The 20939-nt window shown below is 56.5% G+C and carries 10 protein-coding genes, 4 tRNA genes and 4 pseudogenes; all 18 read right to left on the bottom strand.

Annotation, left to right across the window (positions count from 1 at the left end; all coding sequences use genetic code 11):
• Positions 1-26: 26 nt before the first annotated feature.
• The 18 genes and pseudogenes from fusA to BF12_RS0101005 all read right to left on the bottom strand — a co-directional run bounded on the left by fusA (position 27) and on the right by BF12_RS0101005 (position 20278).
• Positions 27-2143, bottom strand: a pseudogene (gene fusA, locus BF12_RS18115) (elongation factor G).
• An 18-nt stretch (positions 2144-2161) separates the two neighbouring features.
• Complete coding sequence (gene rpsG, locus BF12_RS0101085) at positions 2162-2632, bottom strand: 30S ribosomal protein S7 (protein WP_024950648.1); 471 nt, start codon at positions 2630-2632, stop codon at positions 2162-2164.
• A 101-nt stretch (positions 2633-2733) separates the two neighbouring features.
• Positions 2734-3108: a 30S ribosomal protein S12 gene (gene rpsL, locus BF12_RS0101080; protein ID WP_024950647.1), complete on the bottom strand. Its 375-nt coding sequence runs from the start codon at positions 3106-3108 to the stop codon at positions 2734-2736.
• Between the two features lie 138 nt (positions 3109-3246).
• Positions 3247-7487 (bottom strand): annotated as a pseudogene (gene rpoC / locus BF12_RS18110) (DNA-directed RNA polymerase subunit beta').
• Between the two features lie 87 nt (positions 7488-7574).
• A complete protein-coding gene (gene rpoB / locus BF12_RS0101070) occupies positions 7575-11651 on the bottom strand; it encodes a DNA-directed RNA polymerase subunit beta (protein WP_024950646.1) in 4077 nt (1358 codons plus the stop codon).
• A gap of 205 nt (positions 11652-11856) precedes the next feature.
• Positions 11857-12221: pseudogene (rplL, locus tag BF12_RS18105) on the bottom strand (50S ribosomal protein L7/L12).
• 92 nt (positions 12222-12313) lie between these two features.
• Positions 12314-12823, bottom strand: a complete 510-nt coding sequence (rplJ, locus tag BF12_RS0101060) for a 50S ribosomal protein L10 (RefSeq protein ID WP_024950645.1) — start codon at positions 12821-12823, stop codon at positions 12314-12316.
• Positions 12824-13084: 261 nt separating this feature from the next.
• Positions 13085-13777: a 50S ribosomal protein L1 gene (rplA, locus tag BF12_RS0101055; RefSeq protein WP_024950644.1), complete on the bottom strand. Its 693-nt coding sequence runs from the start codon at positions 13775-13777 to the stop codon at positions 13085-13087.
• A 2-nt stretch (positions 13778-13779) separates the two neighbouring features.
• Positions 13780-14211, bottom strand: coding sequence for a 50S ribosomal protein L11 (gene rplK / locus BF12_RS0101050; protein ID WP_024950643.1), 432 nt, complete (start codon positions 14209-14211; stop codon positions 13780-13782).
• A gap of 117 nt (positions 14212-14328) precedes the next feature.
• Positions 14329-14862: a transcription termination/antitermination protein NusG gene (gene nusG / locus BF12_RS0101045; RefSeq protein ID WP_024950642.1), complete on the bottom strand. Its 534-nt coding sequence runs from the start codon at positions 14860-14862 to the stop codon at positions 14329-14331.
• A gap of 10 nt (positions 14863-14872) precedes the next feature.
• On the bottom strand, positions 14873-15241 hold the full coding sequence (secE, locus tag BF12_RS0101040) for a preprotein translocase subunit SecE (RefSeq protein WP_024950641.1): 369 nt from the start codon (positions 15239-15241) through the stop codon (positions 14873-14875).
• A gap of 77 nt (positions 15242-15318) precedes the next feature.
• Positions 15319-15394, bottom strand: a tRNA-Trp gene (locus tag BF12_RS0101035).
• 164 nt (positions 15395-15558) lie between these two features.
• Positions 15559-15633: transfer RNA gene (locus BF12_RS0101030), tRNA-Thr, on the bottom strand.
• Between the two features lie 35 nt (positions 15634-15668).
• Positions 15669-15742, bottom strand: a tRNA-Gly gene (locus BF12_RS0101025).
• A 46-nt stretch (positions 15743-15788) separates the two neighbouring features.
• Positions 15789-15872, bottom strand: a tRNA-Tyr gene (locus BF12_RS0101020).
• Positions 15873-15981: 109 nt separating this feature from the next.
• A pseudogene (locus BF12_RS18100) lies at positions 15982-16820 on the bottom strand (type III pantothenate kinase).
• On the bottom strand, positions 16817-17797 hold the full coding sequence (locus tag BF12_RS0101010; RefSeq protein WP_024950640.1) for a biotin--[acetyl-CoA-carboxylase] ligase: 981 nt from the start codon (positions 17795-17797) through the stop codon (positions 16817-16819). The pseudogene BF12_RS18100 and the gene BF12_RS0101010 overlap by 4 nt, the downstream one beginning before the upstream one ends.
• An 87-nt stretch (positions 17798-17884) precedes the next feature.
• The gene (locus tag BF12_RS0101005) at positions 17885-20278 is read right to left on the bottom strand and encodes a DUF2339 domain-containing protein (RefSeq protein WP_024950639.1); all 2394 of its coding nucleotides are present in this window, start codon (positions 20276-20278) and stop codon (positions 17885-17887) included.
• Between the last annotated feature and the right edge of the window lie 661 nt (positions 20279-20939).

Raw genomic sequence — 20939 nt, 5'->3', positions numbered from 1 at the left:
TATAACCTCTTTCGTTAGCTAATCGGTTACTTCTGATTGATGACGGCTTCGACGATGCTGTTCGGCGCTTCGTCGTATTTCGCAAACTCCATAGAGTAGCTTGCGCGGCCCTGGGTCTGTGAGCGCAGATCGGTCGCATAACCGAACATCTCACCCAGAGGCACCAGTGCATTGATGATCTTACCAGTGGAAGAGTCATCCATGCCCTGAACGAGACCACGACGACGGTTCAGATCGCCCATGACGTCACCCATGAAATCTTCAGGTGTGACGACTTCGACTTTCATGAGCGGCTCAAGCAGCACGGCACCGGCTTTCGGGGCACCAGCCTTGATTGCCATGGAAGAGGCAACCTTGAACGCAGTCTCGTTAGAGTCGACGTCGTGGTAGGAACCATCGAACAGCGTTACCTTGACGTCAATCATCGGATAGCCGGCGATGACACCATTCTTGAGCTGCTCAGCGGCGCCCTTCTCGACGGCAGGTACGTATTCCTTCGGAACCGCACCACCGACGACCTCGGACACGAACTTGAAGGTCATCTCTTCGTCATCGCCCTTGTCCTCTGCAGTCAGAGGCTCAATGCGAAGCCAGACATGACCAAACTGCCCACGGCCACCTGACTGACGAACAAACTTACCTTCTTGCTCGACCTTGCTACGGATGGTTTCACGGTAAGCCACCTGCGGCTTGCCGATGTTCGCTTCGACATTGAACTCGCGACGCATACGGTCGACGAGGATGTCCAAGTGAAGCTCACCCATACCGGAGATAATCGTCTGACCTGACTCTTCGTCAGTTTCGACGCGGAATGACGGATCTTCCTGGGCCAACTTACCCAGTGCAACACCCATCTTTTCCTGGTCAGCCTTGGACTTCGGCTCAACAGCAACGGAAATCACCGGCTCCGGGAATTCCATGCGCTCAAGGATGATCTTGTTGTCCGGATCACATAGGGTATCCCCAGTGGTCACGTCCTTCAGACCGATGCACGCCGCGATATCGCCAGCGTACACTTCCTTGATCTCCTCGCGAGAGTTAGCGTGCATCTGGACGATACGACCAACACGCTCCTTCTTGCTCTTAACGGAGTTGAAGACACCGTCGCCAGACTTCAGCACGCCAGAATAGATGCGAATGAAGGTCAGAGTACCCACGAACGGATCGGTGGCAATCTTGAACGCCAGGGCCGCGAACGGCGCGCTGTCGTCTGCTTCACGCGTCTCGATGGTGCCGTCTTTATCGTCAAGCTCACCTTCGATGGCCTTGACTTCAAGCGGAGACGGCATGTATTCGATGACCGCATCCAGAACTGCTTGAACACCCTTGTTCTTGAAAGCAGAACCACAGGTCACGAGGCAGATTTCATTGGCCAGAGTACGCTGACGCAGCGCAGCTTTGACTTCTTCCTCGGACAGTTCGCCTTCTTCAAGGTACTTGTCCATCAGCTCTTCAGACGCCTCAGCAGCAGCCTCGAGCATATGCTCACGCCATTCGGCAGCTGTTTCTTGCAGCTCAGCCGGAATGTCGATCAGCTCGTGGTTCATGCCGTGGTTAGCTTCGTCCCAGACGATCGCCTTCATCTTGAGAAGGTCGATGACGCCTTTGAACTCTTCTTCTGCGCCCCAGTTGATCTGGATCGGCACAGCGTTAGCACCCAGACGCTTGCGCACCTGGTCAACAACCATGAAGAAGTCTGCGCCAGCACGGTCCATCTTGTTGACGAAGATCAGACGCGGCACTTCGTAACGGTTAGCCTGGCGCCAGACAGTTTCTGTCTGAGGCTGGACACCGGAAGAAGCACACAGCACAACAACCGCGCCATCGAGAACACGCAGTGAACGCTCGACTTCGACCGTGAAGTCAACGTGCCCCGGAGTATCGATGATATTGATACGGTGCTCGTCGAACTGCTTGTTCATGCCCTGCCAGAAGCAGGTGGTCGCCGCGGAGGTGATCGTGATGCCACGTTCCTGTTCCTGCTCCATCCAGTCCATGGTGCTGCGCCATCGTGGACTTCGCCGACCTTGTGAGACAGGCCAGTGTAGAACAAGACACGCTCGGTAGTAGTCGTCTTACCGGCGTCAACGTGAGCCACGATACCGATATTGCGGTAACGCTTAAGTGGAGTCTTGCGTGCCACGGTGAGTATCCCCGTTGTTTAGAAGCGGTAGTGGGAGAAGGCCTTGTTGGCTTCCGCCATGCGATGCACGTCTTCACGCTTCTTCACAGCAGAACCCTTGCCTTCAGCGGCATCCAGGATCTCACCAGAGAGACGCTGCACCATGGTCTTTTCGCCGCGCTTACGCGCAGCGTCCACCAGCCAGCGCATGGCAAGCGCGTGACGGCGGGACGGGCGAACTTCCACGGGCACCTGATAAGTTGCACCACCGACACGACGGGACTTCACCTCAACCATCGGCTGGATGGCTTCCAGCGCCTTGTCGAAGAGATCCAGCGGATCTTCATTGGAGCGTTCGGCAACGCGATCGAGGGCACCGTAAACAATGCGCTCTGCAACAGACTTCTTGCCGCTGAACATCAGGTGGTTCATGAACTTGGCCAGGCGCTCGCTTCCGAACTTAGGATCCGGGAGGATTTCGCGCTTAGCTGCTACACGTCTTCTAGGCATGATAAGCCCTCAGTAGAAGGGTCCTTCAGGTAAACCCGGGATGCTTCGCGATATACGCAACGCCCGACCTTACTCTTATCAGACCGATATTAAACTTTGATTTAGACTTTCGGGCGCTTGGCGCCGTACTTGGAACGACCCTGCTTACGACCTTGGACGCCAGAGGTATCCAGTGCACCACGAACTGTGTGGTAACGGACACCCGGCAAATCCTTCACACGACCGCCACGGATCAGAACAACAGAGTGCTCTTGAAGGTTGTGACCTTCACCGCCGATGTACGAAGTGACTTCGAAACCATTGGTCAGACGAACACGGCAAACCTTACGGAGTGCGGAGTTCGGCTTCTTCGGGGTAGTAGTGTATACGCGAGTACACACGCCACGCTTTTGCGGACATGCCTGCAGCGCAGGGACGTCACTTTTCGTGACCTGACGCTTGCGCGGCTTGCGCACGAGCTGGTTAACGGTTGCCATTTGCTTGCTCCAATGGGTTGTACTGCCTTCCAACAGCAAGACAGAATTCACCTGTCCTACTGTTAAAGGCTGCATATTCTAGGGCTTGGGCCACAAGGGCGTCAACCCCGCCGCCAGAGACGACGGGGTTGCAAGACCTCAGAGGTCGTCGTCGTCCGCGTCGAGTGCGGTGAGCTGGGCACCCAGCTCCTGCTCAACGTCCTGTGCCGACGGGGCCGGTGCGAGCGGCAGGCCATCACGACGGCGGCGACGCTCATCATGATAAGCCAGGCCAGTACCCGCCGGAATCAGGCGACCGACCACGACGTTCTCCTTCAGACCACGGAGATAATCGCGCTTGCCGGTAACAGCCGCTTCGGTCAGAACTCGCGTGGTTTCCTGGAAGGATGCCGCGGAGATGAACGATTCGGTTGCCAGGCTCGCCTTGGTGATACCGAGCAGGATGCGGTCGAACTTGGCCAAGAACTTGCCATCAGCCTCGAGACGCAAATTTTGTTCAACGACACGGGCGTATTCCACCTGGTCGCCGGTGATGAAGGTGGAATCACCAGAGTCAGTAATCTCTACCTTACGCAGCATCTGACGCACGATAACTTCAATGTGCTTATCATTGATGCCAACGCCCTGAAGGCGATAAACCTCCTGGACCTCAGTAGTGATGTACTTGGTCATTTCCGCAACACCGAGCAGGCGCAGAATATCGTGCGCATTACTCGGGCCATCGGAGATAACTTCACCCTTCTCGACCGTCTCCCTTCAAAGACGCTGATTTGGCGCCATTTCGGGATCAACAACTCGAACGGATCACCTTCAGTCGGGGTGATGGTCAGACGACGCTTGCCTTTGGTTTCCTTGCCGAAGGTCACAGTACCGGAGATTTCGGCAAGAATAGCCGGTTCCTTCGGACGACGTGCTTCGAACAGGTCGGCAACGCGCGGCAGGCCACCGGTGATGTCCTTGTTACTAGTCGCTTCCATCGGAATACGTGCGATAACGTCACCGACGCCGACAGTCGCTCCATTCTCGGCGGAAACAACAGCATTGCCCGGCAGCAGGTACTGGACCGGCGTATTGGAGCCCGGCAGAGTCACGTGCTGACCACTGTCATCCACCAGCATGATCATCGGACGCTTATCACGAGCCGCGGACGGGCGTGAGGCGCTTTCGATGATCTCGATGAAGGACAAGCCTGTCATCTCATCGGTGGTGCGGTTGATGGTCTGACCATCCTCCATATCAGTGAACTGCACCTGACCCGCGACTTCCGCGACAATCGGGTGGGTGTGCGGATCCCACTTAGCAACAGACTGACCGGATGCAACCGGGTCGCCATCACGTATGGACAGTTCAGCACCATACGGAAGCTTATAGAACTCACGCTCACGACCGTGATCATCTGCCACAGCCAAGGCGCTGGAACGCGAAACGACAATCAACTTGCCATCAGCACGCTCGACCGACTTGATGTTATGCAGACGCACCTTGCCGCCATGCTTGACCTGAACACTATCCACGGCAGAGGCCCGCGATGCGGCACCACCGATGTGGAAGGTACGCATAGTCAGCTGGGTACCCGGCTCACCAATGGACTGTGCCGCGATGACGCCGATGGCTTCACCGACATTGACCTGATGGCCACGTGCCAGATCACGTCCATAACAGGACGAACAGACACCGTGCACAGTTTCACAGCCGATGGTAGTACGCACGATGATCTCGTCGACACCCATGGTATCGAGCTGTGCACACCAAGCTTCATCCAGCAACGTACCGCGAGCGATCAACACATCGTCAGAGGTCGGATCAATCACGTCCTGCGCCACGACACGACCCAGCACACGCTGAGACAGCGGGACGATGATGTCGCCACCTTCGATGACCGGGTGCAGAATCAAGCCTTCCTGGGTGCCGCAATCGACTTCGGTGATGACCAGATCCTGGGCAACATCGACCAGACGACGCGTCAGGTAACCAGAGTTGGCGGTCTTCAGAGCCGTATCCGCCAGACCCTTACGGGCACCGTGAGTCGAGATGAAGTACTGGAGTACGTTCAAACCTTCACGGAAGTTAGCGGTGATCGGCGTCTCGATGATCGAGCCATCCGGCTTAGCCATCAAGCCACGCATACCGGCCAGCTGACGGATCTGAGCAGCAGAACCACGCGCACCGGAGTCAGCCATGATGAAGACGCTGTTGAAGGAGTCCTGCTCCAACGGCTTACCATCTTCACCGTAGACAACTTCGCCCTTCCAGTTGATGACGGTCTCTTTCGAAATACCCGCCATCATCTCTTTGGCAACGCGGTCGTTGGCACGCGCCCAGATATCGATGACCTTGTTATATTTCTCACCCGCGGTCACAAGACCGGAGGAGAACTGGTTCTCGATTTCTTTCACTTCATCTTCGGCTGCGTCGATGATGACCTTCTTCGCGTCCGGAATAACGAAATCGTTGACACCGATAGAGGCGCCAGACCACGTTGCAAGACGGAAACCGGTGTACATCAGCTGATCAGCAAAGATGACGGTGTCCTTCAGACCCACGCGACGATATGCCTCGTTGATCAATCCGGAGATGGCCTTCTTCTTCATCACCTGGTTGATCAGCTCGAACGGCATACCCTTCGGCAGGATGCGGAACAGCAGCGCCCGACCGACGGTAGTGTCATGCAGGGAGACCTTCTCGTACAGCTCACCGGACTCTTCATCCTTGAGCGTTTCGGTCAGACGTACCTTGACCATCGCGTGCAGGTGAGCGTTATGGGTGCCAAAGGCACGCTCCACTTCACCCAGATTCGCGAAGGCCATGCCTTCACCTTTGGCACCGATCTTCTCGCGGGTCATGTAGTACAGACCCAGCACGACGTCCTGAGACGGCACGATGATCGGCTCGCCGTTGGCCGGCGACAGCACGTTGTTGGTCGACATCATCAGCGCGCGCGATTCCAGCTGGGCTTCCAGCGTCAGCGGCACGTGAACAGCCATCTGGTCACCATCAAAGTCAGCGTTGTACGCAGCGCAGACTAGCGGGTGAAGCTGGATGGCCTTGCCTTCGATCAGCAACGGCTCGAACGCCTGGATACCCAAACGGTGCAAAGTCGGGGCACGGTTCAACAACACCGGGTGCTCACGGATGACATCGGCGAGGAAATCCCAGACTTCCGGGGCTTCGCGCTCGACCATCTTCTTGGCAGCCTTGATGGTGCTGGCATGACCAGACGCTTGCAGCTTGGCGTAGATGAACGGCTTGAACAGTTCAAGTGCCATCTTCTTCGGCAGACCACACTGGTGCAGACGAAGTGTCGGGCCCACGGTAATAACAGAACGACCAGAGTAGTCGACGCGCTTACCCAACAGGTTCTGACGGAAACGACCCTGCTTACCCTTGATCATGTCGGCCAGCGACTTCAGCGGACGCTTGTTGGAACCGGTGATGGCACGACCGCGACGACCGTTGTCGAGCAGTGCATCCACGGATTCCTGCAGCATACGCTTCTCGTTGCGCACGATGATATCCGGCGCATTGAGATCAAGCAGACGCTTGAGACGGTTGTTACGGTTGATCACACGACGATACAGATCGTTCAGATCCGAGGTCGCGAAACGGCCGCCGTCCAGCGGTACCAACGGACGCAAGTCCGGCGGCAGCACTGGCAACACTTCCATGATCATCCAACCCGGCTTGTTGCCGGAATAGTAAAAGGCTTCCAGCAGCTTGAGGCGCTTGGAAAGCTTCTTGATCTTGGTCTCGGAGTTGGTCTGCGGGATCTCTTCACGCAGACGCTCGACCTCTTCTTCCAGCTCGATGTCTTCAAGCAGCGCCTTGATAGCTTCGGCGCCCATGCGGGCATCGAAGTCATCACCAAATTCTTCCAGCGCTTCGAAGTACTGCTCATCGTTGAGCAGATGACCCTTTTCAAGAGTCGTCATGCCCGGATCGATGACCACGAAGCTTTCGAAATACAGTACGCGCTCGATATCACGCAATGTCATGTCGAGCAGCATGCCGATACGAGACGGCAGTGATTTCAGGAACCAGATATGCGCGACCGGGCTCGCCAGTTCGATGTGAGCCATACGCTCACGACGAACAGCCGCCTTGGTCACTTCTACGCCACACTTTTCACAGATGATGCCACGATGCTTCATCCGCTTGTACTTGCCACACAGGCACTCATAGTCCTTTACCGGACCAAAGATCTTGGCACAGAAAAGACCATCACGTTCCGGCTTGAATGTCCGGTAATTGATGGTTTCAGGCTTTTTCACTTCACCAAAAGACCACGAGCGAATCATGTCCGGTGACGCTAGCGTAATCTTGATAGCGTCGAATTCTTCGGACTGCGCCTGTGATTTGAGAACTTTCACCAAATCTTTCATGGGTCGCTCCGCTGCGGAGTTGTCATGGGCAAAGCCTGGCTGCTGACACCAGGCTTTGCGGACCGTCAAACTTGTGGCTTTTCGGCGTCAGCCTTCCAGCTCCATGTCGATACCCAGCGAGCGGATTTCCTTCACCAGCACGTTGAAGGATTCGGGCATGCCCGCTTGCATAGTGTGATCGCCATCTACGATGCTCTTGTACATCTTGGTACGGCCTTCCACATCATCGGACTTGACCGTGAGCATCTCCTGGAGGGTGTAGGCAGCGCCATACGCCTCGAGGGCCCAGACCTCCATCTCACCGAAGCGCTGACCACCAAACTGCGCCTTACCACCCAGCGGTTGCTGTGTGACGAGGGAGTAGGAGCCGGTAGAACGCGCATGCATCTTGTCATCCACCAGGTGGTTGAGCTTGAGCATGTACATGTAACCGACGGTCACCTTGCGATCGAACTTCTCGCCGGTGCGGCCATCGTAGAGGTCCATCTGACCGGAATCGGGGATGCCAGCCAGCGTGAGCAGCTGCTTGATCTCATGCTCCTTGGCACCATCGAAGACCGGCGTTGCCATCGGCACACCCTTCTTCAGATTATGGGCCATGGAGATGATTTCATCATCGCTGAGCACAGACAGGTCTTCCTGACGGCCACCGACAGTGTTGTACACCTTGTCGAGGAACTCGCGGATCTGCTTGACCTGCTCGGCACGCTCCTCGCGCAGCATGTGCTCGATCTTCACACCAAGACCACGCGCGGCCATGCCGAGGTGAGTCTCGAGGATCTGACCGACGTTCATGCGCGACGGTACACCCAGCGGGTTCAGAACCACATCAACCGACTCGCCAGAATCATCAAACGGCATGTCTTCTACCGGCATGATGGCGGAGATGACACCCTTGTTACCGTGACGGCCAGCCATTTTATCGCCCGGCTGGATACGACGCTTCACGGCAACGTATACCTTGACGATCTTGAGTACGCCTGGTGCCAGGTCATCACCCTGAGTGAGCTTGCGCTTCTTGTCTTCAAAGCGCTCATCCATCTCGCGACGACGAATCTCAAGCTGCTCATCGGACTGAGCCAGCAGCTCGTTGAGTGCTTCATCCTGCAGACGCAGTTTGAACCACTCTTGACGCGGCAGTGACTCAAGATAGTCATCAGTCAGCACGTCGCCCTTCTTGAGCTTCGGACCACCGTTGACGGCCTGGCCCATCAAGTTGCGCTGCATACGCTCGAAGGTCGCCTCTTCCGCAATGCGGTAGGTTTCCTGCAGATCCTTGCGGACCTCAGCGAGCTGCATCTGCTCAATAGACAGTGCACGCGCATCTTTCTCGACGCCATCACGGGTGAAGACCTGAACGTCAATGACGGTGGCCTTCATGCCGGTAGGAGCACGCAGAGAGGTGTCTTTAACATCAGACGCCTTCTCACCAAAGATGGCACGTAGAAGCTTCTCTTCCGGCGTCAGCTGGGTCTCACCCTTCGGCGTGACCTTGCCGACCAGGATGTCGCCCGGGTTCAGCTCGGCACCGATGTAGACAACACCAGACTCATCCAGCTTGGAGAGTGCAGATTCGCCGACATTCGGAATATCGGAAGTGATTTCTTCCGGCCCGAGCTTGGTGTCACGTGCGACACAGGTCAGTTCCTGGATGTGGATCGTGGTGAAGCGATCTTCCTGCACCACACGCTCCGAGAACAGGATGGAATCCTCGAAGTTGAAGCCGTTCCAGGGCATGAACGCCAGACGCATGTTCTGACCGAGCGCCAGATCGCCCATGTCGACGGACGGACCGTCGGCCAGGATGTCGCCAATGGCGACTTCATCACCCGGACGAACGATCGGACGCTGGTTCTGACAGGTGTTCTGGTTAGAACGTACGTATTTGGTCAGATTGTAGATATCAACGCCAGCTTCACCGCCGATGATTTCTTCTTCCCGCACACGTACCACGATGCGCTTGGCATCGACAGAGTCGATGAGGCCGCCACGACGTGCCACGGCACAGACGCCGGAGTCACGCGCCACGAAGCGCTCCATGCCAGTACCGACGAGCGGCTTATCAGCACGCAGTGTCGGAACGGCCTGACGCTGCATGTTCGCACCCATCAGGGCACGGTTAGCATCATCGTGCTCGAGGAACGGGATCAGCGCAGCTGCGACAGAAACAACCTGACGCGGCGATACATCCATCATGGTCACCTTTTCGGGCGCCATGAAGGTGGTCTCACCACGGTGACGCACCTGAACGAGGGCATCTACCAGACGATTATTCTCGTCGACAGTCGCCGAGGCCTGAGCGATGATGAAATCGCCCTCCTCGATCGCGGACAGATCGACAACATCGTCGGTGACCTGACAATCCACGACCTTGCGGTACGGCGTCTCAAGGAAGCCATAACTGTTGGTCTTGGAGTAGGTCGCCAGCGAGTTGATCAGACCGATGTTCGGGCCTTCAGGTGTCTCGATCGGGCACAGGCGGCCGTAGTGAGTAGCGTGAACGTCACGCACTTCGAAGCCGGCACGCTCACGGGTCAAACCACCCGGGCCAAGTGCCGAGACACGACGCTTGTGCGTCACTTCGGACAGCGGGTTGTTCTGATCCATGAACTGGGAGAGCTGGCTGGAACCGAAGAATTCCTTCACCGCTGCCGCAACCGGCTTGGCGTTGATGAGATCCTGTGGCATCAGGCCTTCGCTCTCGGCCATGGAGAGACGCTCCTTGACCGCACGCTCGACGCGCACCAGACCGACACGGAACTGGTTTTCCGCCATTTCGCCTACAGAGCGAATACGACGGTTGCCCAGGTGATCAATGTCATCGACATCGCCATTACCGTTACGGATGCTGATCAATTCCTGCATGACCGTCAGAATGTCATCCTGACCCAGCACACCGCTACCAGTGTCGGTTTCACGACGCAGGCGACGGTTGAACTTCATACGACCAACGCCCGACAAGTCGTAGCGGTCTTCGTTGAAGAACAGGTTCTGGAACAGTGACTCTGCAGCGTCCTTGGTGGGCGGCTCGCCCGGACGCATCATGCGGTAAATCTCGACCAGAGCTTCAAGCTGATTACGCGTACCATCCAGCTTCAGCGTGTCGGAAACAAACGGTCCGCAATCCAGATCATTGGTGTAGATAACCTCGAACTGGGTGATCTTGGCCTGAGCCATTTTCTCCAACAATTCCGGGGTAATCTCGCTATTGCTTTCGCATACCAACTCACCCGTGGCCGAATCAATCTGATCCTTGGCCAACACCTTGCCATACAGATAGTCCATCGGCACTTCGAGTTGCTTGAGGCCGGACGCTTCTATCTGACGGATGTGCTTCTGGGTGATACGACGACCTTCCTCCACGATTACACTGCCATCGGTATCCTTGATATCGAAGGCTGCAGTCTCGCCACGTAGACGCGACGGCACCAGCTCAACGGAGAAACCGCTGCGCTCGATGTTGTACATCGTAGTATCGAAGAAGGCACCGAGGATCTCTTCGCTGGTCATGCCCATGGCACGCAACAACACGGAGGCCGGCAGCTTACGACGACGGTCAATACGGACGTAGACGTTGTCCTTCGGATCAAACTCGAAGTCCAACCAGGAACCGCGGTAAGGAATCACACGTGCCGAATACAGCAGCTTGCCGGAGGAGTGGCTCTTGCCCTTGTCATGGTCGAAGAACACACCCGGCGAGCGGTGAAGCTGAGACACGATGACACGTTCAGTACCATTGATAACGAAGGTACCGTTCTCTGTCATCAGGGGGATTTCCCCCATGTAGACTTCCTGCTCCTTGATGTCCTTGATCGCCTTGTTTGACGATTCTTTGTCATAGATCATCAGGCGCACTTTCACGCGCAGCGGTGCAGAGTAGGTTACTCCGCGCAGCTGACATTCCTTGACGTCGAACGCCGGCGTACCGAAACGGTAGCTGACATACTCGAGCGCTGCGTTGCCAGAGAAGCTGGCAATCGGGAACACGGACTTGAAGGCAGCGTGAAGGCCGACTTCCAGGCGCTGTTCTGGCGCCCTGTCCTGCTGGAGAAAGTCGTGGTAGGAATCAAGCTGGATGGCCAGCAGGTAAGGCACATCCATCACTTGGGGCAGTTTGCCAAAATCCTTGCGGATGCGTTTTTTCTCAGTGTATGAGTAAGCCATCTGTATTCCCCAGCTTGTTCACCTTGGGTGACCGATGCGTGGTCGGCTCATCCTGATGGCGCGGCGATGTCCATCAGGCGCGGACGGCAAGCCTCCCTTGCGGGCTGGCTCGCCGTCATAATTCATCTTGCAACAGAAAAAGGCTGGCGGCGGAGTCCGCCACCAGCCTGGAAGCTTACGCAGCGTGCGCAGCTTGGAACACGTGTTACTTGAGTTCCACGGTCGCGCCAGCTTCTTCCAATTTCGTCTTAGCAGCTTCAGCTTCGTCTTTGCTCAGGCTTCTTTCACAGTAGCCGGAGCGCCGTCGACAGTTGCCTTGGCTTCTTTCAGACCCAGACCGGTCAGCTCACGAACAGCCTTGATGACGTTAACTTTCTTGTCACCAGCAGCGGTCAGAATGAGGTCGAATTCAGTCTGCTCTTCAACAACTTCAGCAGCAGCCGGGCCAGCAGCGACAGCGGCAGCGGCAGAAACGCCGAATTTCTCTTCCATTGCTTCGATCAGCTCAGCCACTTCCATGACGGTCATGTCAGCGACGGCGTTGATGATGTCTTCTTTGGTCAGTGCCATTTTAGCAATCCTAAACTTTGCGGAGCAAAGATGCTCAGTCAAACGGAAATCGATTCAGGCTGCACGAGACAGCGAGGAGGGAGAAGCGCAGCTTACGCAGCGGCTTCGGCTTCCTGCTTCTGATCGCGCAGTGCTGCGATAGTACGGACCAGCTTGCCTGCAGAAGCTTCCTTCATGACAGACAGCAGCTTGGACAGTGCTTCATCGCGAGTCGGCAGAGATGCCAGACGGTCAATGTTCGCCGCCGGGATGAACTCGCCTTCGTAGGCTAATGCCTTGACTTCGAATGCCTCGACCTTCTTGGCAAATTCCTTGAACAAACGAGCGCCAGCGCCCGGGTGTTTCATGGAGAATGCAAGCAGGGTCGGGCCGACGAAGGACTCATTCAGCACCTCATAAGAGGTACCGGACAGCGCACGACGAGCTAGCGTGTTGCGAACAACACGTAGCTGGACGCCCGCTTCGCGGCACTGTTTACGCAATTCGGTCATTGCGCCAACAGTAACACCACGAGAGTCGGCAGCGACTACGGAGAGAGCACCCTTGGCGGTTTCGGTGACCTCAGCAACAATTGCCTTCTTGTCTTCGAGACCTAAAGCCACGGTGTTGACTCCATTTCGTGCCAGGGAACGAATTCCCTAGTGGTTTACCATCTCTCTCACCTGTGGTGCGCGGGAGAGTCTTGGATGATGGTTGCCACCAGCAAGGCTGGGACACCATCTGCGCAGGCTACGAGTAATGCAAGCATCACATCACGATTAAGCCAGCCTAGATACCGAAGTAACGAGACCAGCGCCTGCGGTCTTTGACGGCGCCCCGCGGCTGAGCACGGGGACCGCAAAGTGAAACATTCTGTGACTGCCTTACGCGTACTTGGCGTGATCGACGGTCAGACCCGGGCCCATAGTGCTGGACAGGGAAATCTTCTTCAGGTAGATACCCTTGGAAGTGCTCGGCTTGAGCTTCTTGACTTCGGCGACCAATGCATCAATGTTACCCTGAATAGAGTCAGCACTGAAGTCAGTCTTGCCGATACCAGCATGAATGATGCCGTTTTTATCGGTACGGAAGCGAACCTGACCTGCTTTGGCATTCTTGACGGCAGTTGCAACGTCCGGCGTCACAGTACCAACTTTCGGGTTCGGCATCAGACCGCGCGGACCAAGAATCTGACCCAGCTGACCGACGACGCGCATGGCATCCGGAGAAGCGATGACGACGTCAAAGTCCATCACGCCTTTCTTGACCTGCTCGGCGAGGTCATCCATGCCGACGATATCTGCACCAGCTGCCTTCGCTGCTTCAGCGTTAGCGCCTTGAGTGAAGACCGCGACGCGCACATCGTTACCAGTGCCGTTGGGCATAACGGTAGCACCGCGAACAACCTGATCAGATTTACGCGGATCAACACCCAGATTCAAAGCGACTTCGATGGTCTCTTTGAACTTGACGGTAGATAGCTCGGACAGCAGAGCGACAGCTTCTTCAACGCTGTAGACCTTGCCAGCTTCAACTTTCTCGTTGATTGCCTGGGTGCGCTTTGAAATTTTAGCCATGATCAAAGACCCTCCACGTTCAGGCCCATACTACGGGCAGTACCAGCGATAGTACGAACAGCAGCATCCAGATTGGAAGCTGTCAGGTCCGGCTCTTTGGTGGCCGCAATCTCTTCCAGCTGAGCGCGGGTCACAGTACCGACCTTCTTCTTGTTCGGCTCGCCAGAACCAGACTTGATGCCAGCTGCTTTCAGCAACAGGACGGCCGCAGGCGGCGTCTTGGTGACGAAAGTGAAGCTGCGATCAGAATACACAGTGATGACCACAGGAGTCGGAAGACCGACTTCGATGTTCTGGGTAGCGGCATTGAACGCTTTACAGAACTCCATGATGTTGACACCGTGCTGACCGAGGGCAGGACCTACGGGCGGACTCGGATTTGCTTTACCGGCTGCAACCTGCAGTTTGATGTAAGCATTAACTTTCTTAGCCATGATAAGACTCCAGTATGGGTGGTAGCGCCTTGCGGCTCCCCGTAAAACCGGGCCGCCTCAGGCGACCCGTCATGTTGCCGCGATGCTCATACTCAGCAAGATGTCATAATCCGAAGATTAATCTTTCTCTACCTGAGAAAACTCGAGCTCCACCGGCGTAGCACGCCCAAAGATCAGCACACTGACCTGCAGACGGCTCTTCTCGTAATTCACCTCTTCGACGACGCCGTTGAAGTCCGCGAACGGACCATCGGTGACACGAACAGTCTCGCCCGGCTCGAAGAGCGTCTTCGGCCGCGGCTTATCGGTACCATCCTGCACACGCTGCAGCATGGCATCCGCTTCTTTCTGGGTGATCGCTGCCGGCTTTTCCGGAGTGCCACCGATGAAACCCATGACGCGCGGGGTTTCGTTCACCATGTGCCAGGACTGATCATTCATTTCCATTTCGATCAGCACATAGCCCGGGTAGAACTTGCGCTCGCTCTTGCGGCGCTTGCCGTCACGCATTTCGACGATTTCTTCTACAGGTACCAGGATCTCACCGAAATGATCTTCCATGGCATAAAGCTTCACTCGCTCAGTAAGCGAACGCAGCACCTGCTTTTCGAAACCGGAATAGGCGTGTATGACATACCAACGCTTGGACATGGAAACTCCGTTAACTGACGATGCCGGACATCAGCCAGCCGAGGGTGGTATCGATGAGCCATAGCAACAGGCCCACGATAAGCACGGCACCCAGCACGATGGCAGTTGTCTGGACAGTTTCCTGTCGGGTCGGCCAAACGACGCGCTGGATCTCACGGCGCGCACTACTTGCCAGCTCAACAACATCACGGCCCTTGTTGGTCGTGATAGCCAAAGCGGTCGCTGCAACGCCAAGCACGACGACGCCAAGCACGCGATAAAGCAGCGCTTGGTCAGCAAAATAGGCGTTGCCGGCGACAGCCAGCACAAGAAGAATGACGACGACCGACCACTTGAATCCGTCGTGGCGCGCTTCCTGCACCTCGGCGTTCTGTTTCATCAAAAGAGACTCCTCAAGGGTGCAGCGATCGCTAGAATCGAGAATCGGTAAGAAGTCGATACCATCCTGGGGAAGGATGGCAGGCCAGGAGGGAATCGAACCCCCAACCTGCGGTTTTGGAGACCGCTGCTCTGCCAATTGAGCTACTGGCCTGTAACACTTGCGTGTTCCAGAGACTAAAAACAAGGCTGATTTAACAGCGGGCGCCATCATAGCTGAGACAACCCAAACTGACAAGCCTTATCTTTGACCGCGACCTGGGAGGTCGTCGGAAACAAAAAAGACGAGCCAACCAGCGACTCGCCTTCTTCATTGTATGGAGCTCGTGGGCGGATTTGAACCGCCGACCTCACCCTTACCAAGGGTGTGCTCTACCCCTGAGCTACACGAGCAAAACCTTGCATCACTCTCGCACTGCGAGATGAACTGGAGCGGGCAGCGGGAATCGAACCCGCGTCATCAGCTTGGAAGGCTGAGGTTCTACCATTAAACTATGCCCGCTTTCCAACTCTTGCTGCCCTGATGCACGAAGCATCATAAGCGAATCTGGTGGTGGGGGAAGGATTCGAACCTTCGAAGCTTTCGCGGCAGATTTACAGTCTGCTCCCTTTGGCCACTCGGGAACCCCACCATCTCTGGCGACAAATCTTACGTCGCTTGCAATACGCTGTCAAGTGCTTGATTTTCTTTCACTTCAAGCGCTTGAGGGAATGTATCGCCTCAGAACGGGGCGTAGTATGTCAAAGCATTTGGGTCAGTGCAAGTCCCGAGCGAATTTTTTCCAAGTCTGCTACGCGTGGCAATTCTGGCGCACCGGAAAGGCGGCCCGCACGCTCGGCAGCGTCAATGGGTATAGCGCCTCGAGCCCTGCATAGACCATATCCGGCCATAAAGCGTGCGGGACACGCAGGCCGCGCGCAACCACTCGCGCATCGCCTCCTGTCAACAGTAGCGGCAAGGCTACGCCCTCACGGTCGCAAACTTCAGCATACAACCGATTAACCGCACTGACCGCAGCCATATAGATGCCATGATTGACAGCTTCGACGGTGTTGCGGCCGGGCGCCAATAAGCTGTCGACCTCGCTATCAGGGTCGATGGCGACATTGCGCGTTCCCAGCTTGAGACTTTCTTTCATCAGGCGCAGTCCTGGGATGATGTAGCCACCAAGGTGACGCCCACCCGGCAGGACGAAGTCCACTGTGATGGCACTTCCACAGTCGACACTGCAACAGCCTCCCGTCAGATGGTGCCCAGCCAGCGCCCCAAGCCAACGATCAACTCCAAGACGTTGAGGCTCTTCGTAGCCGCAGGTAACTCCGAGTGCTTCACGCGTAGAACGAGCAACATGCACTGCCCCCACTTGATTACGCAACAAGGTCACTGTCTCGTCCAACACTTGCTTGCGCGCCACGCTGGAAATGCGCACTGCCGTGACGACGTCCAGATCGGGAATATCCTCCCCTGGACGCCACTCTTCACGGGTCCATACTGCGCCGCGTGAGCGGATCTCGCTGGAGACAGTGTCCTTGAGACGCCACTTGGACAAGGTGTTGCCGATATCAAGATCCAGAATCATGAGACAGCGCGCAGACTGATCTCGCCACCGGCGAGTGTGATGGTTTCGCCATTCATGCGCACCTCGAGATTTCCGTTGATATCCACACCTTCAGCGATGGCTTCCTCCCGCTTGTCGCCTCGCAGAATCACCACATCGCGCCCCTTGAACGCATTGCGCTCATTCCAGCGCTGCTGCCAGGCAGAAAACCCTTCAGCTTCGAACTCAGGCAACAGGGCCAGCAGCGACTCCATCAGGCGAGCCGCATAAGCGTTGCGTGAAGCCCCCGGGATGATGTCACGTACCGCCGTGACCGATTGCCCGATATCCTCGCGATGACTCGCCGGCAACTCGATGTTCAACCCGATACCGATCACAACATCACAAGGCCCGGAGACATCGCCCGTCACTTCGACCAGAATGCCGGCAATCTTGGGCTGATCCTTCTGAATCTGCAAAAGAACATCATTTGGCCACTTTAAGCGCGCCGGCAAACCGTCGCTCTCCAGCATTTCAGCGACTACCACACCGATGGCCAAGCTCAACCCTTCCAGAGAGGAGGCGCCCGATTCAAAACGCCAACCCAGCGAAAAGACCAAACTGCGCCCCCAAGGGGTCTGCCACTCGCGCCCGCGACGGCCTCGCCCAGCAGACTGAACTTCCGCAAGACAGACTTCAGCGTGGCCCGCTCCCTGACGAAACCGCTCACGCAGGAAGGTATTGGTGGACTCTACCGACTCCTCGACGAACAGACGCGTCAGACGTTTACGCGTTTCTCGCGGCAGCGCTTCGATAATGGACTGTCCATCCAGCAGCTCAATAGGGTGCGCGAGACGATAACCGAGCCCCTTGACGGCTTCGAGCGGGATATCAAGTGCTTCCAGCTTTTTCAGCTGTTTCCAGACCGCCGTACGCGACACCCCGAGCTCTTCGCCCAGGGCCTCTCCAGAGTGGTAACCACCATCTCCAAGTAGGCGAATGAGATCACGGATAGTCATGCGAGGCGTGTCCCTGTGTAAAAGGCCACATTCTATCGGATTCAGAGGCTTGCAAGCCAAGAACAACGACCAAAGTTGCCTGACAATTCATGAATTCTTGCCTTTACCACTCCCCCCCGCTCCTGCGAGACGCTTGAACAGGCCCGCTAACAGCATCAATGCCGTACCCAGACCAAGCCACGACCCTGCCCGCCATAACCCTTCAAGGGTCGCGGTATCCCATATCCCTACCTTGATGACAGCTAGAATCAGTACACCTTGCCCTACCCGCTGCCAATGTAGCTGCTGCAACCTGGCACCACTCATTACAAGCGCCGCGGCGACACACAACAACGTCAAGCTATAGGCATAAAGCTCTGCCTGTACGACGCCGTACCATAGCCCAAGCTCTCCTCCGTGCCAGTAGTGGCGTAAATTCAAGCCAAGCCACAAGCTAGCGGAGAGCAGGCCCATCCCTTCGCACAAACGTCGTGAACGAACCTCTTGCGGTATAAGACGCCATACGAGTGCCGCCGATACTGCCGGCAGCCCATAAGCAGGCAGCAACCAATTCAGCAGCGGCCAGCGGCCAACGTCACCGTCATGCCACAACGGATTGAACATCATGACGACACCGCCCAGCCATATGAGCACCACCAAACCACCGACACCAAGTGCAAGCGCACGATACAGACGGGCACTGGCACCCACGCCACGAGCACGCCATGTATAGCCTGCCGCCACACCTGCGAGCGCTAGTACCTGCAAGGAAAGCTCCGGTAGCGACAACTCACCACTGAAAGGATGCCCCTCCGTCAGCAGGTAACGAATCTCCAATACCGCCGTGGCAAGCATGAGCTGGACGACGACTCCTTCCAGCCAGCGCTGGATACGCGGGCGATGACGCATGCCGTAACTGCCAAGGGTGACGCACAGCAATACCGGCAGGAAGATCTGCAGGGGCCAGTGCGCGACACCAACATAGCCATCCGTAGCGACCTCATACATCAAACGCAGCACCAGCCCCCAGGCCAGTAACCTCGACAACTCGGCGAACAATGAACGCCCTGCATTCACCTCACTCTGCTGGCTCCGCCACCAGCGCCACTCACAGGCTGTCAATCCAAGCAGCTGCAATGCCAACGCCAGTGTTAGTGACGGGCCTTCCAGTCCGGTCACCAGTGACAGGAAAATACCAAACTGGGCCGGCAGCCAAAGCCCTGCGGCAAGCTGCACCCCCTCCTTGGCATGAAAGCGATTAGCGCCTACCCAGCAGATAAGCCCCCAGATCAGCGGCGGCAGTGCTCCATTGAGCAGTATTTCATGCCCTGCTTGCTCAGTACTTCCGGGGGTTGCTCCCTGCCAAGTCGCCAGCGCCCATGCCAACAGTGGCGTTAGTGTAGCCAGTGCCCACCAGCAGGCCCCCATTAAGCGAAGGTGTACTGCACTAGTGGCGCTCGCCAGCTTCAGCCGCGCCAGGATCAGTAGCGTCAGGGTTATCAGTAGCGGCCAGCCGATGGCTTCGATACCGCTCGTCGGCGACAGCGCAAGAGCCCAGACCAGCAACCAGAGCACAACATTGATCAAGAGCATGGACCACAACACCGCGTGTCGGCGAGATACCCCGGCAATAACCAGCATCGGAAGCACTCCGATCATGCCCCAGCTCATGTCATTGATGACGATACCCGGCACATCACCCGCCAAGCTGCTTGCCCCAATGGACTGAATCCATAGGCTCAAGGCAGTGGTAACACCAAGCAGGGCACCGGCGAGCCATTGGCGGCGTAGCGCTGTACTGACCTGCCATGGGCACCAAGCTTCCTCACAGGTCATCACTTCTTCCTGCTGCTCCGCTTGGAGAGATAACGTGCTTTTCCACGAATGCAGATATGCGAGTGCCAGCACACCCAGCCACACGCTGCCCAACATGCGTGTTTCAAACACCCCCAGATCTGCTGGGTTCAACATGAACCACCATGCCACCGCACCCATCAATCCTCCCCAATACAGCCAGCTTACCGCGACCTGCTGATAGAGGAGTCGGCATGCCAGGGCAATCACACCAACATGACCAAGCAACAACAAATTTCCTGAATTCCCCAACATTGCCTGAACAGGCAAGGCTAGCGGCAACGCATAACCTCCCAGCATGCCAAGAGCTGCTAACCACGGACCATGATGGCGGGCTCGCTCCATCGTCCAAAGGCTGAGCGTGGCAAGCACAAAGAAGGTCATCGGCAACGAGATCAACGCCAAAAGATAGTGACCGGCAAGCAAGCTGGCAGCCATGACCAAGCTACCGGCAGCGCTGATAGCCCCTGTCAGACTGGATGACTGATTCGTTCGGAGCCGGAGCCATTCGGCGAGTACTGTCATGATCACCCCGAAGCCCAGACCAAGCACCAGCCGCACTCCAGGTCCCAGCAGACCCTGGTCAAGGGAATAGCCCACCAACAATACGCCAGCCATCACTAGCGATAGTGCACCTATCAATATCATCCAGTGCTCGCGCACTAATGTGATGAGTCGAGCAGTGTAGCTATACGCGCCACCTCGATCTGACTTGTAACCTTCAGTATTATCTGGATTCTGCTCAGCACGGACAGCAGCTCCGGAAGCCCCATACAACAAACGCTTCAGCAGAGCATTGAAGGGAGAATTTTCTGCAGCAGGACGAGGTGAATCAATTCTTCCACCAGCAGCTTCCTGCGGGGAAGCCCTGTCATTACCTAAGGTGCGATCACTCTCATTCGATACTGTCGTGGATAACCCAGATACCGGCGAGGCTAATGGTGATGGAGCTGACTCTGCTGACTGAGAGCGCCCTGACTTATCCACACCTGGTAATGCGCCCCTGCTGTGCATAACAGAGTGTGTCGAGCGTGAGAGCTTTCCCTCCACCTGACGGAGACGGCGCTCCAACCCCCTGACTCTCAGCATGCTGAGCCAGCCCATGAGCGCGCCACTCAGTACAAACAGTACCAATACGGCGCCTATTACCATTAACTCGTCCATTGCCTGCCCTGTCATCGGGGTATCATTGCACGAAGAGTACGCCATTTCCTCGAGCGACTCATGCCAAGTCCGACAACCAGCCCTCACAGTGCTGTAAACAAAAACCAGTCCCCATAAACGCAAACCGCCCCTATCGCAGTGGCGA

The organism is Cobetia crustatorum (genome assembly GCF_000591415.1).
In the GTDB taxonomy this organism is placed as follows: Bacteria; Pseudomonadota; Gammaproteobacteria; order Pseudomonadales; family Halomonadaceae; genus Cobetia; species Cobetia crustatorum.
This window is presented reverse-complemented; position numbering and strand designations above follow the sequence as displayed.

Coding starts and splice junctions, on each gene's coding strand:
- rpsG (WP_024950648.1), bottom strand. CDS start 2,632: ATGCCTAGAAGACGTGTAGCAGCTAAGCGCGAAATCCTCCCGGATCCT.
- rpsL (WP_024950647.1), bottom strand. CDS start 3,108: ATGGCAACCGTTAACCAGCTCGTGCGCAAGCCGCGCAAGCGTCAGGTC.
- rpoB (WP_024950646.1), bottom strand. CDS start 11,651: ATGGCTTACTCATACACTGAGAAAAAACGCATCCGCAAGGATTTTGGC.
- rplA (WP_024950644.1), bottom strand. CDS start 13,777: ATGGCTAAAATTTCAAAGCGCACCCAGGCAATCAACGAGAAAGTTGAA.
- rplK (WP_024950643.1), bottom strand. CDS start 14,211: ATGGCTAAGAAAGTTAATGCTTACATCAAACTGCAGGTTGCAGCCGGT.
- nusG (WP_024950642.1), bottom strand. CDS start 14,862: ATGTCCAAGCGTTGGTATGTCATACACGCCTATTCCGGTTTCGAAAAG.
- secE (WP_024950641.1), bottom strand. CDS start 15,241: ATGAAACAGAACGCCGAGGTGCAGGAAGCGCGCCACGACGGATTCAAG.
- BF12_RS0101010 (WP_024950640.1), bottom strand. CDS start 17,797: ATGACTATCCGTGATCTCATTCGCCTACTTGGAGATGGTGGTTACCAC.
- BF12_RS0101005 (WP_024950639.1), bottom strand. CDS start 20,278: ATGATATTGATAGGTGCACTATCGCTAGTGATGGCTGGCGTATTGTTG.